The organism is Streptomyces aurantiogriseus, from assembly GCF_014649375.1.
GTDB classification, from domain to species: Bacteria; Actinomycetota; Actinomycetes; order Streptomycetales; family Streptomycetaceae; genus Streptomyces; species Streptomyces aurantiogriseus.
This window is the reverse complement of the sequence record NZ_BMSX01000002.1, coordinates 272,031-286,082: the sequence shown is the minus strand read 5'-3', so window position 1 is coordinate 286,082 and position 14,052 is coordinate 272,031. Positions and strand designations below refer to the sequence as shown.

At 71.3% G+C, this 14,052-nt stretch carries 11 protein-coding genes and 1 pseudogene; 3 read left to right on the top strand and 9 right to left on the bottom strand.

Features of this window, described 5'->3' with window-relative positions:
- From IE263_RS04760 to IE263_RS48250, 3 genes and pseudogenes are all read left to right on the top strand, one after another.
- Positions 1-2,145 (top strand): acetate--CoA ligase family protein, encoded by a 2,145-nt coding sequence (locus IE263_RS04760; RefSeq protein WP_189933164.1) that lies wholly within the window; start codon positions 1-3, stop codon positions 2,143-2,145.
- Between the two features lie 121 nt (positions 2,146-2,266).
- The gene (locus IE263_RS04755) at positions 2,267-3,658 is read left to right on the top strand and encodes an OFA family MFS transporter (RefSeq protein ID WP_189932507.1); all 1,392 of its coding nucleotides are present in this window, start codon (positions 2,267-2,269) and stop codon (positions 3,656-3,658) included.
- 125 nt (positions 3,659-3,783) lie between these two features.
- A pseudogene (locus IE263_RS48250) lies at positions 3,784-3,981 on the top strand (APC family permease); the annotation flags it as partial.
- A gap of 66 nt (positions 3,982-4,047) precedes the next feature.
- Here the strand turns inward: IE263_RS48250 and IE263_RS04750 are convergent.
- The 9 genes from IE263_RS04750 to IE263_RS04710 all read right to left on the bottom strand — a co-directional run bounded on the left by IE263_RS04750 (position 4,048) and on the right by IE263_RS04710 (position 14,052).
- A complete protein-coding gene (locus tag IE263_RS04750; protein ID WP_189932505.1) occupies positions 4,048-5,109 on the bottom strand; it encodes a sugar phosphate isomerase/epimerase family protein in 1,062 nt (353 codons plus the stop codon).
- A 57-nt stretch (positions 5,110-5,166) separates the two neighbouring features.
- A complete protein-coding gene (locus tag IE263_RS04745) occupies positions 5,167-6,582 on the bottom strand; it encodes an alkaline phosphatase family protein (protein WP_189932503.1) in 1,416 nt (471 codons plus the stop codon).
- Positions 6,579-7,784 (bottom strand): metabolite traffic protein EboE, encoded by a 1,206-nt coding sequence (eboE, locus tag IE263_RS04740; protein ID WP_189932501.1) that lies wholly within the window; start codon positions 7,782-7,784, stop codon positions 6,579-6,581. The genes IE263_RS04745 and eboE overlap by 4 nt, the downstream gene beginning before the upstream one ends.
- Positions 7,785-7,787: 3 nt before the next feature.
- Positions 7,788-8,636: a TatD family hydrolase gene (locus IE263_RS04735; RefSeq protein ID WP_189932498.1), complete on the bottom strand. Its 849-nt coding sequence runs from the start codon at positions 8,634-8,636 to the stop codon at positions 7,788-7,790.
- The gene (locus tag IE263_RS04730; RefSeq protein ID WP_189932496.1) at positions 8,636-9,499 is read right to left on the bottom strand and encodes an EboA domain-containing protein; all 864 of its coding nucleotides are present in this window, start codon (positions 9,497-9,499) and stop codon (positions 8,636-8,638) included. Before IE263_RS04730 ends, IE263_RS04735 begins: the two co-directional genes overlap by 1 nt.
- Positions 9,496-10,419, bottom strand: a complete 924-nt coding sequence (locus IE263_RS04725) for a sugar phosphate isomerase/epimerase family protein (protein WP_189932494.1) — start codon at positions 10,417-10,419, stop codon at positions 9,496-9,498. Before IE263_RS04725 ends, IE263_RS04730 begins: the two co-directional genes overlap by 4 nt.
- A complete protein-coding gene (locus IE263_RS04720) occupies positions 10,416-11,489 on the bottom strand; it encodes an SCO3242 family prenyltransferase (protein ID WP_373311860.1) in 1,074 nt (357 codons plus the stop codon). Before IE263_RS04720 ends, IE263_RS04725 begins: the two co-directional genes overlap by 4 nt.
- Positions 11,486-12,622: an inositol-3-phosphate synthase gene (locus IE263_RS04715; RefSeq protein WP_189932490.1), complete on the bottom strand. Its 1,137-nt coding sequence runs from the start codon at positions 12,620-12,622 to the stop codon at positions 11,486-11,488. Before IE263_RS04715 ends, IE263_RS04720 begins: the two co-directional genes overlap by 4 nt.
- Before the next feature lie 86 nt (positions 12,623-12,708).
- Positions 12,709-14,052 (bottom strand): ThuA domain-containing protein, encoded by a 1,344-nt coding sequence (locus IE263_RS04710; protein WP_189932488.1) that lies wholly within the window; start codon positions 14,050-14,052, stop codon positions 12,709-12,711.

Below are 14,052 nucleotides of genomic sequence, written 5' to 3'. Positions count from 1 at the left end.
ATGGCCGAGGACCGGGTGCTCAGGGTGCGCACGCTGCTCGACGCGGTGCGCGCCGAGGGGCGGACGGCGCTGACCGCGCCCGAGGGCAAGGTGGTCGCGGACGCGTACGGGATCGCCGTACCGGGCGAGGAGCTGGCGAGGGACGTCGACGAGGCCGTCGCGTACGCGGCGCGTTTCGGCGGGCCCGTCGTGATGAAGATCGTCTCCCCCGACATCCTGCACAAGACCGACGCCGGCGGGGTGATCGTCGGCGTCGAGGGAGCGACGGACGTACGGGCCGCGTTCCGCCGCATCGTCGACAACGCGCGCGCGTACAACGCCGAGGCGCGCATCGAGGGCGTGCAGATCCAGGAGTTGCTGCCGAAGGGGCAGGAGGTCATCGTCGGCGCGGTCACCGATCCGACGTTCGGGAAGGTCGTGGCCTTCGGGCTGGGCGGGGTGCTGGTGGAGGTGCTCAAGGACGTCACCTTCCGGCTCGCGCCCGTGGACGCCGACGAGGCGCTGTCCATGCTCGACTCGATCCGGTCGGCGGAGATCCTGCGCGGGGTGCGCGGGCAGGCCGGCGTGGACCGGTGGGCGGTCGCCGAGCAGATCCGGCGGGTGTCCCAACTGGTCGCGGACTTCCCGGAGATCGCGGAGGTGGACCTCAATCCGGTGATCGCCACGGCCGGCGGCGCGATCGCCGCGGACATCCGCGTGATCCTGTCCGAGGCGCCCGTGAAGGAGCGCAGGCGCTACACGCGCGCGGAGATCCTCACATCGATGCGCCGCCTGATGCAGCCGGCCTCCGTCGCCGTGATCGGCGCCTCCAACGAGCAGGGCAAGATCGGCAACTCGGTGATGCGCAACCTCGTCGACGGCGGCTTCGCCGGGGAGATCCATCCGGTGAACCCCAGGGCCGATGACATTCTGGGCCGCAAGGCGTACAAGAGTGTCACCGACGTTCCCGGTGAGGTGGATGTGGCGGTCTTCGCGATCCCCGCCAGGTTCGTGGCCTCGGCCCTGGAGGAGGTGGGACGCAAGAGGATCCCCAACGCCGTGCTCATCCCCTCCGGTTTCGCGGAGACCGGCGAGCACGAACTGCAGGCCGAGATCGTGGCGATCGCCGAGCGGTACGGCATCCGGCTGCTCGGGCCGAACATCTACGGCTACTACTCGACCTGGCAGGACCTGTGCGCCACGTTCTGCACGCCGTACGACGTCAAGGGCGGGGTGGCACTGACCTCGCAGTCCGGTGGCATAGGGATGGCCGTTCTGGGCTTCGCGCGGACCACGAAGACGGGTGTCTCGGCGATCGTCGGGCTCGGCAACAAGTCGGACCTGGACGAGGACGACCTGCTCACCTGGTTCGGCGAGGACCCGCACACGCAGTGCATCGCGATGCACCTGGAGGACCTCAAGGACGGGCGTGCCTTCGTCGAGGCCGCGCGGGCGACCGTACGGAAGAAGCCGGTCGTGGTGCTGAAGGCGGGGCGTACGGCGGCGGGTGCCAGGGCCGCGGGCTCGCACACCGGCGCGCTGGCCGGCGACGACGCCGTCTACGACGACATCCTGCGCCAGGCCGGCGTCATCCGGGCGCCCGGGCTGAACGACATGCTCGAGTACGCGCGCGCGTTGCCGGTGCTTCCCACCCCGCGGGGCGACAACGTCGTGATCATCACCGGGGCGGGCGGCAGCGGGGTGCTGCTGTCGGACGCGGTCACCGACAACGGCCTGACGCTGATGGAGATCCCGCCTGACCTGGACACGGCGTTCCGGGAGTTCATCCCGCCCTTCGGGGCCGCGGGCAACCCGGTCGACATCACCGGGGGCGAGCCGCCGTCGACGTACGAGGCGACGATCCGGCTCGGGCTGGAGGACCCGCGCATCCACGCGCTCGTGCTCGGCTACTGGCACACCATCGTCACCCCTCCGATGGTCTTCGCGGAGCTCACCGCGCGCGTGGTGGCCGAATTCCGCGAACGCGGCATCGAGAAGCCCGTGGTGGCGTCGCTCGCGGGTGACGTGGAGGTCGAGGAGGCCTGCCAGTACCTCTACGAGCGCGGGGTCGTCGCGTACCCGTACACGACCGAGAAGCCGGTGGCGGTGCTCGGTGCGAAGTACCGGTGGGCGCGTGCGGCCGGGTTGCTGGGGGGCGGTTCATGAGGTGACCCGGCGGGGGGCCGGCCGACGGTGCGCGTCGGCCGGCTCCCGGACCCGTGCGCACACGAAAGGCATTGGACAGGGGGCGCTGGCCAGAACTTTCGACGCAAGGGGTGCGACACACATGACAACCACCGACTTCTCGACGTCCCTCCCCTACAGGGAGGTGACGGACCGCAACGGCCGCGTGTACCGGATCGGCGAGACCGACCGGGACATCATGGGGCGGCCACGCTGGACCATGGTGCTCTTCCCGTGGATGGGCATGCTGGGCATCAGCTCCTCGGAGTACGCGTTCACCTCGGCCGAGGACACCCTGCACGAGGCCCATCTGTGGAACAGCGGGCACATCTTCTGGCTGATGGGCGTCTGGGTCTTCTTCCAGGCCGCCGTCGCCTTCCCCGCCGGACAGCTGCGGGAGAGCGGGAAGCTTCCCGCGCGGTACGCGATGATGCTCGGCGCGCTCGGCACGATCTGCGGCTATGTGTCGCTGGCGTTCGCGCCGCACGTGATCGTCGCCTACATCGGTTTCGGCATGTTCAGCGGCGTCGGCGCGGGCCTCGTCTACGCGACCTGCGTGAACATGGTCGGCAAGTGGTATCCGGAGCGCAAGGGCGGCAAGACCGGCCTGGTGAACGGCGGTTTCGCCTACGGCTCGGTGCCCTTCGTGTTCCTGTTCACCTCGTACATGGACCTGAGCAACTACCAGGGTGTCCTGGTGATGGTCGGCCTCATCTGCTGCTCGGTCGTCGCCTTCGCCGGATGGTTCTTCAAGGACCCGCCGAAGAACTGGTGGCCCCCGCACGTCGACCCGCTCAGGATGACCGACGACCCGAAGATCCGCCGGGCACTGGAGAAGAACCCGCCGGCGGTGAAGCAGTACACACCGAGGGAGGCCGCCCATACCCCCGTCCTGTGGATGATGTGGTTCTGTCTGCTGTGCACGGCCGGCATCAACATCTTCGGCATCGCCTTCCAGGTGCCGTTCGGCAAGGACATGGGCTTCGCGGGCGGGATCGTGGCCACGGCGATGTCCCTGAAGGCGATCGTCAACGGCACCGGACGCGGCGTGATCGGCTGGATCTCCGACCGCTACGGCCGCCGCAACACGCTGATCATCGTGTGTGTCGTGCTGGGCACCGCGCAGTTCGGCGTGCTGGTTTCCGGCCAGATGGGCAGCATGCCGTTCTTCCTGTTCTGCTCCATGGTCTCCGGTTTCGGCGGAGGGGCGATCTTCCCGCTCTTCGCGGCCATGACGGCTGACTACTTCGGCGAGAACAACAACGCCTCCAACTACGGCATGGTCTACAGCTCGAAGCTGATCTCGGGTCTCGTGGGCTCCGGGATGGGCGCCGTCGTGGTCGACGCCTGGGACTACGAGGGCGCGTTCGTGATGGCGGGCTCCATAGGGCTGGCCTCCGCGGTGCTGGCGCTCTTCCTGAAGGCCCCGGGCCGCCCGCAGGCCCAGAAGAAGATCGTCCCCAATCCGCAGCCGCTCGGCGAGGAGATGGCGTGACACACCGGCGAACCCACCCTGGTGTGACGCCCACACCCCGGACGCAGCCCACTGGCTGACCACGACACACGTCAGGCACCCCGCCCCTTCGCAGGGGCGGGGTCGGCTCGACCGGGGTGGCGAACGTGGCCGGCGCGGCCTGGTTCCTCGTCATGCTGTTCGTGGTGCTCGGCGGCGCCCGGCTCACCGTCCGCGCACAGCTCGTCATGTCCGGCGTCGAGCTGGTCATCCTGGCCGCCTTCGCCATCGGCGCCCTGCCGCACAGCGACCAGGCCCGGCCCTTCGACCGGTCATGGCTCGGCTTCAGCCACTTCGCCGGTGTGCACTTGCGTCAGGCGGCTCGCCCGACTCGGGGCGGGCCGCCTGACGTGCTGCCCGTGGCGGACGGTTCAGCACCTCTCACGCAGGGAGTGCAGATGCTCGCTCGAGCGGCGTGCGAAGGTGAAGGACTCGGCCGGGTTGTCGTGCTCGGCCTGCCAGTGGTGCGCCAGGCGCTCACCGCGCAGCCGGGTCACGGCGGAGATGAAACTCTGGTAGTCGATGTCGCCGTCACCGACGTCGACCATGCGGTAGCCGAACTGGTTCGACGGGTCGCTCACGCCGTCCTTGACGTGGAAGAGCGGGTAGCGGTGGGGCCGCTTCAGGACGTAGTCGAGGGGCTCGAAGGGCGCCGCTGTGCCGTCGGGCCGTTTCGAGAATCGGAACTGGGCCACGTAGGCCCAGAAGATGTCCATCTCCAGGAAGACGAGGTCGGGGTCGGTCTCGGCGAGCAGCACGTCGTAGAGCCGGACCTTGGGGTTGTCGCTGGCGAAGGAGAACTCCTCGGAGTGGTTGTGCTGGTAGAACTTCATGCCGCGCGCCTTGGCCGCCGCGCCGTAGGTGTTGAACTCCTCGGCGGCGCGCTTCCACGCATCGACGGTCGAGCCGTAGCGGAACGGGCCGGAGGCGGTGCCGATGTGCTTGAGGCCGAGGGCCTGGGCGTCGTCGAGGACCTTGGTGAGGTTCTGCGCGAAGGTGTAGGCGTTCGGGTCGCTGGAGTAGTAGCCGACGTGGCTGCCGATCGGGTTCAGACCGTGGTTCTTCGCCAGCCGCTTGAGCTGGGCGAGCGTGATGGGGCCCGCCGAGCCCTGGGTGTATCCGGCGAACTCGACCTCGTCGTACCCGTACTTCTCCAGCTCGGCGAAGACGGGGGCGAAACCGAGCGTGGAGACCTTGTCGCGCAGGCTGTAGAGCTGGATGCCGAGCCGGCCGGGAGGAAGGACGGGGCGGCCTCGGCCCGCGGCTCCGGACGCGGTCTCGGTGCCGGCGACGGCGGGGGCCGCGGCGGCGCCGAGCAGTGCGGCTGCGGTGGCGCCGGCGGCCACGCCGAGCATGTTCCGCCGGCTGAGGCGGTGGGCCAGTTCGGGGTCGTGCGCCTTGCTGGTTCTGGCTGTGCGCGGTGTGCGGCTCATGGGAACTCCTTGTGATCGCGGGGCGTTGTCAGTGGTGAGTGCTTCACTTGTGACCAGTCAGGAGAGACCGGCCAGTTGGAGCAGCAGGGACTTCACGTCGGTGGCCGCGACGCGGTCGCCGACAGAGCGGGGGGTGGAGCAGATGAGGAGCGGACCGTCATCGTCGCTCGCGGGTAGGCGGCCGTGGCTGCCGCGAATAGGTGAGGGATCCAGGGGCACGACCGCCATGCGGTAGCGCATGCCGAGCTTCTTGCGGGCGAGTGCCGCGGCCGCCTTGACCTTGACGTAGGGGTCGAGTGGATCCAGGAAGAGTTCGACCGGGTCGTAGCCGGGTTTGCGGTGGATTTCGACGAGACGCGCGAAGTCGGGCGCGCGGGCGTCGTCGAGCCAGTAGTAGTACGTGAACCAGGCGTCCGGCTCCGCCACGGCGACGAGTTCGCCGGAGCGCGGATGGTCGAGATGGTGGGTCTTCTTGCCCTCGTCGTCGAGGAGTTGCCCGATGCCGGGCAGGCCGTCGAGTGCGGCCCTGGTGGCGTCGAGGTCCTCGGGGCGGCGCACATACACATGGGCGATCTGGTGATCGGCGACCGCGAAGGCGCGGGAGGCCATCGGGTCGAGGTACTCCATGCCGTCCTGCGTGTGCACTTCCAGCAGTCCGGCGCGGCGCAGGACGCGGTTGATGTCGACGGGGCGGCTGACGCGGGTGATGCCGTACTCGGAGAGCGCGACGACGGTGCGGCCTTCCGCTCGGGCGTCGTCGAGCAGGGGCGCCACGGCCGCGTCGAGGTCGGCGGCCGCCTTCAGGGAGCGTGGGTCGTCGGGGCCGAAGCGCTGCAGGTCGTAGTCCAGATGCGGGAGGTAGCAGAGTGTCAGGTCGGGATGGCGGGTGCGCATGATGTGACGGGTCGCGTCGATGATCCAGCGGCTGGAGACGAGGTCGGCGCCGGGACCCCAGAAATGGAAGAGCGGGAACGTGCCGAACGTGTCGGTGAGTTCGTCGTGGAGGGCCGCGGGCCGGGTGTAGCAGTCGGGTTCCTTGCGGCCGTCGGCGTAGTAGATCGGACGGGGAGTGACGGTGATGTCGGTGTCTGCGCCCATGGCGTACCACCAGCAGATATTGGCGACCGTGTAGCCGGGGTACGCGCGGCGGGCGGCGTCCCACAGCTTGTCTCCGGCGACGAGACCGTTGTGCTGGCGCCACAGCAGGACGTCGCCGAGCTCGCGGAAGTACCAGCCGTTGCCGACGATGCCGTGCTCGGACGGCCATGTGCCGGTCAGGAAGGTGGACTGGGCGGCGCAGGTCACTGCGGGCAGGACGGTGCCGAGCGGGGCGCGGGAACCGGACTGGCCGAGGGCCTTGAGCCGGGGCATGTGGTCGAGAAGACGGGGCGTGAGGCCGACGACGTCCAGGACGAGGAGCGGCGTGGGGCGGCCTTGCTCGGGCCGTGGTGTCGGTGCCGGTTGCCGTCTCACGGCAGCTCCTTCAGGCCGAGGTCGGTCAAAAGGTCGCGCGCGAGGGTGAGTTCGGCGGCGATGCCGTCGGCGAGCTGGGCGCGGCCGCGGGGCCGCAGCTCGGGCGGGAGGGCCTGCCAGGTGTAGGTCTCGACCTCCAGATGGCGGGTGAGCGGGTACGGGCCGCCGACGAGCCGGGTCAGTGCGGCCTTGAGGACGGGGAGCGTGGAGGTGAGGGGCGCGGCAGGGGCCGCGTGCAGTGGGACGTGGAAGTGGGCGCGCCATGGGGAGGCGTCGGGCAGGACGTCACCTTTCAGGGCCTCACCGAGGTCGTCCGTGCCGCGCAGGCCGGCGGTGATGGGGGTCCCTCCCGCTCGAACGGAGTTGAGAGTGGGGAAGGTGCGGGTCTGGTGCAGGAAGCGGGGCTCGTCGAAGGCGGCGAGGGCCTCTCGGACATCGGGGAGATGGGGGTGTTCGGCGTGCAGGGCGGCCGACAGCTGGGATTTGACGACGGGGACGCGGGCTGCTGTGAGCGCGTCCAGAGCGGTGTGCGGGTCTTCGAAGGAGGTGGCGAGGTGGCAGGTGTCGACGCAGATACCGATGCGGTCACGGTCGATCGCGGTGAGCGGGGCGATGGCGTCGGCAGTGGTCTCGACGGTGCAGCCGGGTTCGGGCTCAAGACCGATGCGGATGGAGCGCCCGGTCAGTTCCTGCAGGGCGTCGAGGCGTTCGGCGAGGGTGCGCAGAGCGGTGCGGGCCGACTCGGCGCGCTCGTCGCCACAGGCGGTGCGCCAGGCGAGGGGCAGGGTGGAGATGCTGCCCTCGGTGACGTCGTCGGGCAGGAGCCCGGCGAGGACGCGGGCCAGTGCGGTGGTGTGGTCGAGACGTTCGGGATCGGCCCAGTCGGGCTTGTACACGCGGTACTTGACCTGCTCGGCGCCGAAGCCCTCATAGGGGAAGCCGTTGAGGGTGACGACCTCGAGGCCGCGCCGGTCGAGTTCCGTGCGCAGGCCGCGCAGGGCGGAGGGGTCGGTGTCGAGGGTGTGGGCGGCGTCCTTGGCGAGCCACAGGCCGATGCCGAGCCGGTCGCGGCCGAGACGGCGGCGCACGGGTTCGCAGTGGTCGCGGAGCTGGGCGAGGACGCCGTCGAGGCTCTCGGCGGGATGGACGTTGGTGCAGTAGGCGAGATGGACGGTGGTGCCGTCGGGGTGGCGGAAGCGCATCGGTCACTCCCCGCCGCGCAGGACGGAGTTGCCCTCGTGGGTGGCCCCCGGGGCGGTGACGTCGAGGATCAGCCGCCCGCTGAGACCGTAGAAGGCGGCCGGGTTGCGCCACAGGACGTGGTCGACGTCGTCCTCGGTGAAGCCCTCCGCGAGCATCAGGTCGCCCACGCGGCGGGTCTTGAGGGGGTCGCTTCTGCCCCAGTCGGCGGCGGAGTTCACCAGGATGCGCTCGGTCCCGTACGCGCGCAGGATTTCGATCATCCGGCGCTCGTCCATCTTGGTGTCCGGATACACGGAGAAGCCCAGCCAGCAGCCGCTGTCCCTGGCCTCCTTCACTGTGGTCTCGTTGAGGTGGTCGATCAGGACGCGTTCCTCGGCAAGAGCGGACTCCCGGACGACGTCGAGGGTGCGGCGCAGGCCGGCGAGCTTGTCGCGGTGCGGGGTGTGGACGAGCGCGGGCAGCCCGTGGTCGGCGGCGAGCTGGAGCTGGGCGGCGAGCGCGGCGTCCTCTGCGGGGGTCATCGAGTCGTAGCCGATCTCGCCGACGGCCACGACCTGGTCCCTGATGAGATACCGCGGCAGCTCGTCGAGGACGGGCGCGCAGCGCGGGTCGTTCGCCTCCTTGGGGTTGAGGGCGAGCGTGCAGTGGTGGGCGATGCCGTACTGGGCGGCACGGAAGGGTTCCCAGCCGAGGAGGGAGTCGAAGTAGTCGAGGAAGGTGGCGGGCGAGGTGCGGGGCTGACCGAGCCAGAAGGAGGGCTCGACGACGGCGCGGACACCGGCCGCGTACATGGCCTCGTAGTCGTCGGTGGTCCGGGAGGTCATGTGGATGTGGGGGTCGAAGATGCGCATCAGGACTCCTTGCCGTGGGGGTGGAGGCTGCCGTGGGGGGCCGGGCGGCGGTGGTCCGTGCCGTGGGGGTGTGTGGCGTGGGGGTGTGTGGCGTGCGCGTCCGGACGGTCGGCGCTCGCGCCGTCGGGGTTCGCGCCGTCGGGGTTCGCGCTGTCGGGGCTCGTGCCGTGCGGTGGGGGTGCGGGCTCGGTGGGGCCGGACGAGTCGGTCAGGGCCAGCACGCGGTCCAGGTCGCGGGGAACGGGGCGGTCGGCGGCGGTGCGTTCGGCGGCGTAGTCACCCAGCATGCGGGCGAGTTCGGCGTCGGCGCGGGCGCGCTGCTTCAGGTCCGCCACCTCGTCGACGGACACCCCGGTGAAGAGGCACTTCAGCACGGCGTGCCGCCAGGTGTGGGCGTCGAGGTGGCGGGCGGCGTAGGGGCCGACGGCGGCGGCCAGGAGCCGGGTGTCGTTGGTGCGCAGGGCGTCCTCGACCAGCGGCAGGGCGTCGGGACCGGGCACGAGGTGGGGCAGGGCCTTCAGGACGGCGCGGCGTTCGTCGGCGGTGCCCTGGAAGTACACCCGGGTGAGCGCGGCCGGGTCGGCGCGGGCGGCGTGGAGGATGAGCACGCGGGCGGCGTCGGCGTACCGGCTGCCGCAGCGGCGGCCGGCCTCGGCGAGACGCAGCTCCCACACCGAGATGGGGCCGTGGGTGCCGGGATGTGCGGCGGCTTCGTCGAGGGCTTGGCGGAACCATGCGCGAGCGGCAGGCAGGGGGTGCGTTTCGAGGTGCGTCTGCAGGGCGTCGAGGGAGGTGGTGGGGGCAGGGGTGGCGCCCCTGAGTGCCGTTGCCGGGGTTGCCGGTGTGGCCTGGGGGTGGGTCATGGGGTGCTCCCTTCTGGGGTGGCGGAGGGCTCGCCGGGTGCTACGGAGGCCGCTGCGTGGCGCAGGAACGGGAGGGAGGTTTCGGCCTGGTGGGGGCCGGCGTGCGAGTGACGAGGGAGTTCGACGACCGTCAGGCCCTGGTAGCCGGTGGCGGTCAGGGCGGCGAGGACGGGCGGGAAGTCGATCTCGCCGTCGCCGAAAGGGAGGTGTTCGTGGAGGCCGCGGCGCATGTCCTCGATCTGGACATGACGCAGCCAGGGGGCGGCGGCACGTACGCAGTCGGCGGGAGGAAGGGGTTCGAGGCACTGGCAGTGGCCGATGTCGAGGGTGAGGCCGAGAGGCTCCGGGTCGCCGAGGAGGAGGCGCAGGTGGTGGAAGTCGGCGAGGGTGGCGAGGAGATGGCCCGGTTCGGGCTCGACGGCGAGGGGGAGGCGGGCGGTGGCGGCGGCGTCCAGGACGGGGGTGAGGGTTTCGGCGAGGCGTTTCCAGGCGGTGTCCCGGTCCGTTCCGGGCGGGACGGTTCCGCTGAAGCAGTGCACGGCGTGGGCACCGAGCTCGGTGGCGACGTGGACCGCGCGGATCAGCAGGTCCACGCGGCGGGCGCGGTCGTCCGGGTCCGGATCCAGCAGGGAGGGGCCGTGCTTGCGGCGCGGGTCGAGGACGTAGCGGGCGCCGGTCTCCACGGTGACTTCGAGCCCCAGCGCGTCCAGACGGTGCGTGACACGACGGGTGCGGGCGGCGAGGTCCGGCGCGAGCGGGTCGAGGTGCATGTGGTCGAGGGTCAGTCCGACACCGTCGTAGCCGAGGTCGGCGAGCAGGGTGAGGGCGTCGTCGAGGCGGAGGTCGGCGAGGCCGTTGGTGCCGTAACCGAAGCGGAGGGGGTGTGGAGTGCCGACGGCGTCGGGAGGCCGGAGGGTCATGTGACGCTCACCCGCCTCGCGAGTCTCCGGGCGACCGGGGCCAGGGCCGCCAGGAGCAGAGCGGTGGTGGCTCCGGAACGGGCGGCGAGGGCGGCCTGCAGGGGGATCGTGGCGCGGATGCCGGCGCCGACGGCTCGTTGGGTGAGAGGGGGTGACGGGTTGAGGGTGGCGTGGACGTAGGGGCGGGTGGTGGTCGCGGCGTAGGTGGCGGAGAGAGCCGTGGTCAGCGAAGTGGGGAGGCGTGAGTGGCGATGGCTCGGCAACCCGCGCAGGGGTGGCCGGCGGGTCAGCAGCCAGGTCAGCGTCCCCGTCGTGACCAGGGCTGCCAGTGGGGCCAACGGTGTGCCGTCGCGGGTTTCGTGGCGCGAGACGGTCGTGACCGCGAGGGTGTGGGTGCCCAGGAGTGCCGCCGAGGGGAGGGCAGGGCGGATGTGGCCGGCGGTGGCCGCGGCGCCGAGGAGGAGGTCCAGGCCACGGGCGGCGGCCATGGCGAACGGTCCTGCGGGCGTGCGTTTCAGGGCGAGGTCGTAGGACCAGACGGTCGCTGCGAGCGGAACGGCGACCGTGAGGGCCGGGCGGCCCGCTCGGGCGGCCAGGGCGAGGCCGGTGGCGGTGAAGGCGCAGGCCGCGGTGAAGGCGGCGGCAGGTCGGATGCGGCCGGAGGGGAGGGGGCGGTGGGGTCGTTCGACGGCGTCCTCCGTGCGGTCCGCCCAGTCGTTGAGGGCCATACCGGCCTCGTACAGGCAGAGGGAGGAGGCGACGGCGAGCAGCGTGCGGTGGTTGGGGTGTGCCGTGAGTGCGGCCGCGCCCGCGAGGGCGTCTCCGGGGACCGTGAAGAGTGCGGGGAGGCGCAGGAGTTCGGCCCAGGCCCAGGCGCGGGGGCAGGGGTGCTGGGGGTGGTGGGGCTGGTGCGCAGGGGGGCTGGGCGGGGTGGTGGTGGGACGGCGGCCCACGTCCGTGGAAGAGGCTCCTTCCAGTGGCGGCGTCCGTGGGGCGCGTGTCCCCGTTGCCGGCCTGGTCCGGGCGGGCGTCGGCCGGAAGGCCCGGCGCACCTCCTCTGCCCCGCTCATCCCTCCGCCCCGCCGCTCAGCCGCCGGGCGAACCGCTGCAGCTCCGCGTACTGCTCCGCCAAGGACGCCGGTGCGTCTCCCACGGGATCCTTGAAGAAGAAGGCGAGTTCGGGGCGGGGGCCCGACAGGCCCAGTTCGTGGGCTCGGGCGAGGAGGCGGGCCAGATCGAGGACGAGGGGAGCCGCGAGAGCGGAGTCGCAGCCCTGCCAGATGGTCTGGAGGATCATGCGGGTGCCGAGAAAGCCGTCGAAGGCGATGTGGTCCCAGGCGGTCTTCCAGTCGCCGAGGGCGGGGACGTCGTCGATGTGGACCTGGCCCTCGGGGGTGGCGCCGAGCGTGTCGGCGAGGACGCGTTCCTTGCCGGCGTTCTTCGCCGCGGCGGCCGCCGGGTCGGCCAGGGCCGCGCCGTCGCCGCCGCCCAGGAGATTGGTTCCGGACCAGGCCCGCACGGTGAGCGCCCGCTGGGCGAACATCGGGCCGAGCACGGAACGCAGGAGCGTCTGCCCGGTCTTGCCGTCTCGGCCGGCGTGCGGCAGACCGCTCGACGCGGCGGAGGTGGTGAGGGCGGGATGGTGCAGGCCGGCGGAGGGGGTGAAGTTGACGTAGGGGCAGCCGGCGCGCAGGGCGGCCGCCGCGTACAGCGAGCTCGGCGGGAGGGCGGGGCCGGTCGGCGCGGGTTCCGTGGAGGCGACGTTCACGACGACCACGCGGGCCAGGCCGTTGCGCCGTACGAAGTCGCGCAGGTCCGTGGCGAAGGCGGTGATCAGCTGTTCCTCGTCGCGGATGTCACCCGGGAGAGGGCCGCCCGGTCTGATCTCCCGGTCGGCGGCGGCGAGTTCAGCCGCGACGGCGGAGGGGAGGCCGGGTGGGAGTACCCCGCCGGCGGCGAGCTGTTCGGCGCGCTTGGGCAGAGGGCAGTCGAGCGTGTCGTGCCCGCCGAAGACGAGGGACGACAGGGCGGGCAGGCCGCTGTCGGCGAACGCGGGGGTCTCGGTGACCAGGCCCGTCGGCGGGTGCAGGCCCGCGGTCAGGCCGGCGCATCCGGCGACGACGGTGGTGGCGACGGAGCCGCGGGCCCCGATCAGCCAGACGCCGACGCGAGGGGGAAGGGAGCGGGGCGCGGGCGCGGACATGGGCAGCCTCCTTGTCGTGCGCGAACCTCGGCGTGGAAGGGGTGGTGACGGCGGGCGGAGGTCCGGCGTCCTCCGCCCGCCGCCGTTCAGTCGCCCTGGAAGGGCAGTTCCTTGATCCGGACGTTGCGGAACGACACCTGGTCGTCGGCTCCGTGGTTCTGGAGGCCGAGGTGCCCGTCGCGCAGGCTCCGGGCCGGATCGGTGTTCGTGAAGTCGTTGATCTTCACACCGTTGAGCCAGACGCGGAGGCGTTCGCCCTCCACGCGGATCTCGTACGTGTTCCACTCCCCCGGCGGATTCAGCGCCCGGTCGCGCTTCTTCAGGTCGGCGGACCGGAAGCCGTAGACGGACCCCGTTGTCTTCTCGGGCACGTCGGTGGCGTCGATCTGGACCTCGTAGCCGTTGTGCACGGCCGACCACGGGTCGTCGGAGGGCGGGAAGCCCACGAACACCCCGGAGTTGTCGTCACCCGAAGCGCCAGCCATCTTCCAGTCGAGCTTCAGCGAGTACGAGGAGAAGTCCGACGCGGCGTACCAGAGGAGGCCCATCCCGCCCGAGGACGTGAGGGTGCCGTCGTCGTCCAGAGTGAAGGAGCCCGGACCGGCCTGCTTCCAGCCGTCCAGCGAGCTGCCGTCGAAGAGCGGACGGTATCCGGTCTCCGGTCGACAGTCGGCTTGACTCTCGCCGACTGCATACAGAATTCCGCCGACCAGGTGTCTACGGAACACCGGATCCGCGAAGGACTCCTTCGTATGGCCGCCCCCGGTGTAGAAGGCGCGGCCGCCCCGGTAGTTCTGGCACCAGGCGATCGGGTGATCGCCGTTCATCGTGCCCCCGGTGTACGAGGACTCGTCGAGCGAGGCCAGCACATGGGCCCGGTCCCGGGGATTGGAGCGGTAGTTGTACCACTCGTCCGTGCGGTTCCAGGTCCTCCCCAGCCCGGAGGTCGCCGGGTGGGCGCGGTCCTCGACGAGGACCGTCGCGGGCTGGATCGCCGGGTGCGATGCGAAGTACGCGCCGGCGAGGCCGCCGTAGAAGGGCCAGTCGTACTCGGTGTCGGCGGCCGCGTGGACGCCGACGTACCCGCCGCCGCGGCGGATGTAGTCCTCGAAGGCCCGCTGTTGGGTGTCGCCGAGGACGTCTCCGGTCGTCGAGAGGAACACGACCGCGTCGTAGCGCCGCAGGTTCGCCGGGGTGAACGCGCCCGGGTCCTCGGTGGCGTCGACCGTGAAGCCGCCGGTCTCGCCGAGCTGTTTCACCGCCGCGATACCGTCGGGGATCGAGTCGTGTCGGAAGCCTGCCGTCTTGGAGAAGACCAGCACTCGCTCGCCCCCTGAAGACGAGTGTGAGGCGGCGGGTGGCGAGACGACACAGCCGAGCAGGAGGGCGGACCCCACAACTGCGGTGGTCAGTCGGCCGGTTGAACGCAT

Coding starts and splice junctions, on each gene's coding strand:
- IE263_RS04735 (WP_189932498.1), bottom strand. CDS start 8,636: ATGCGCATCTTCGACCCCCACATCCACATGACCTCCCGGACCACCGAC.
- eboE (WP_189932501.1), bottom strand. CDS start 7,784: ATGCGCTTCCGCCACCCCGACGGCACCACCGTCCATCTCGCCTACTGC.
- IE263_RS04720 (WP_373311860.1), bottom strand. CDS start 11,489: ATGAGCGGGGCAGAGGAGGTGCGCCGGGCCTTCCGGCCGACGCCCGCC.
- IE263_RS04715 (WP_189932490.1), bottom strand. CDS start 12,622: ATGTCCGCGCCCGCGCCCCGCTCCCTTCCCCCTCGCGTCGGCGTCTGG.
- IE263_RS04710 (WP_189932488.1), bottom strand. CDS start 14,052: ATGCGTTCAACCGGCCGACTGACCACCGCAGTTGTGGGGTCCGCCCTC.
- IE263_RS04730 (WP_189932496.1), bottom strand. CDS start 9,499: ATGACCCACCCCCAGGCCACACCGGCAACCCCGGCAACGGCACTCAGG.
- IE263_RS04750 (WP_189932505.1), bottom strand. CDS start 5,109: ATGAGCCGCACACCGCGCACAGCCAGAACCAGCAAGGCGCACGACCCC.
- IE263_RS04755 (WP_189932507.1), top strand. CDS start 2,267: ATGACAACCACCGACTTCTCGACGTCCCTCCCCTACAGGGAGGTGACG.
- IE263_RS04760 (WP_189933164.1), top strand. CDS start 1: ATGGCCGAGGACCGGGTGCTCAGGGTGCGCACGCTGCTCGACGCGGTG.
- IE263_RS04725 (WP_189932494.1), bottom strand. CDS start 10,419: ATGACCCTCCGGCCTCCCGACGCCGTCGGCACTCCACACCCCCTCCGC.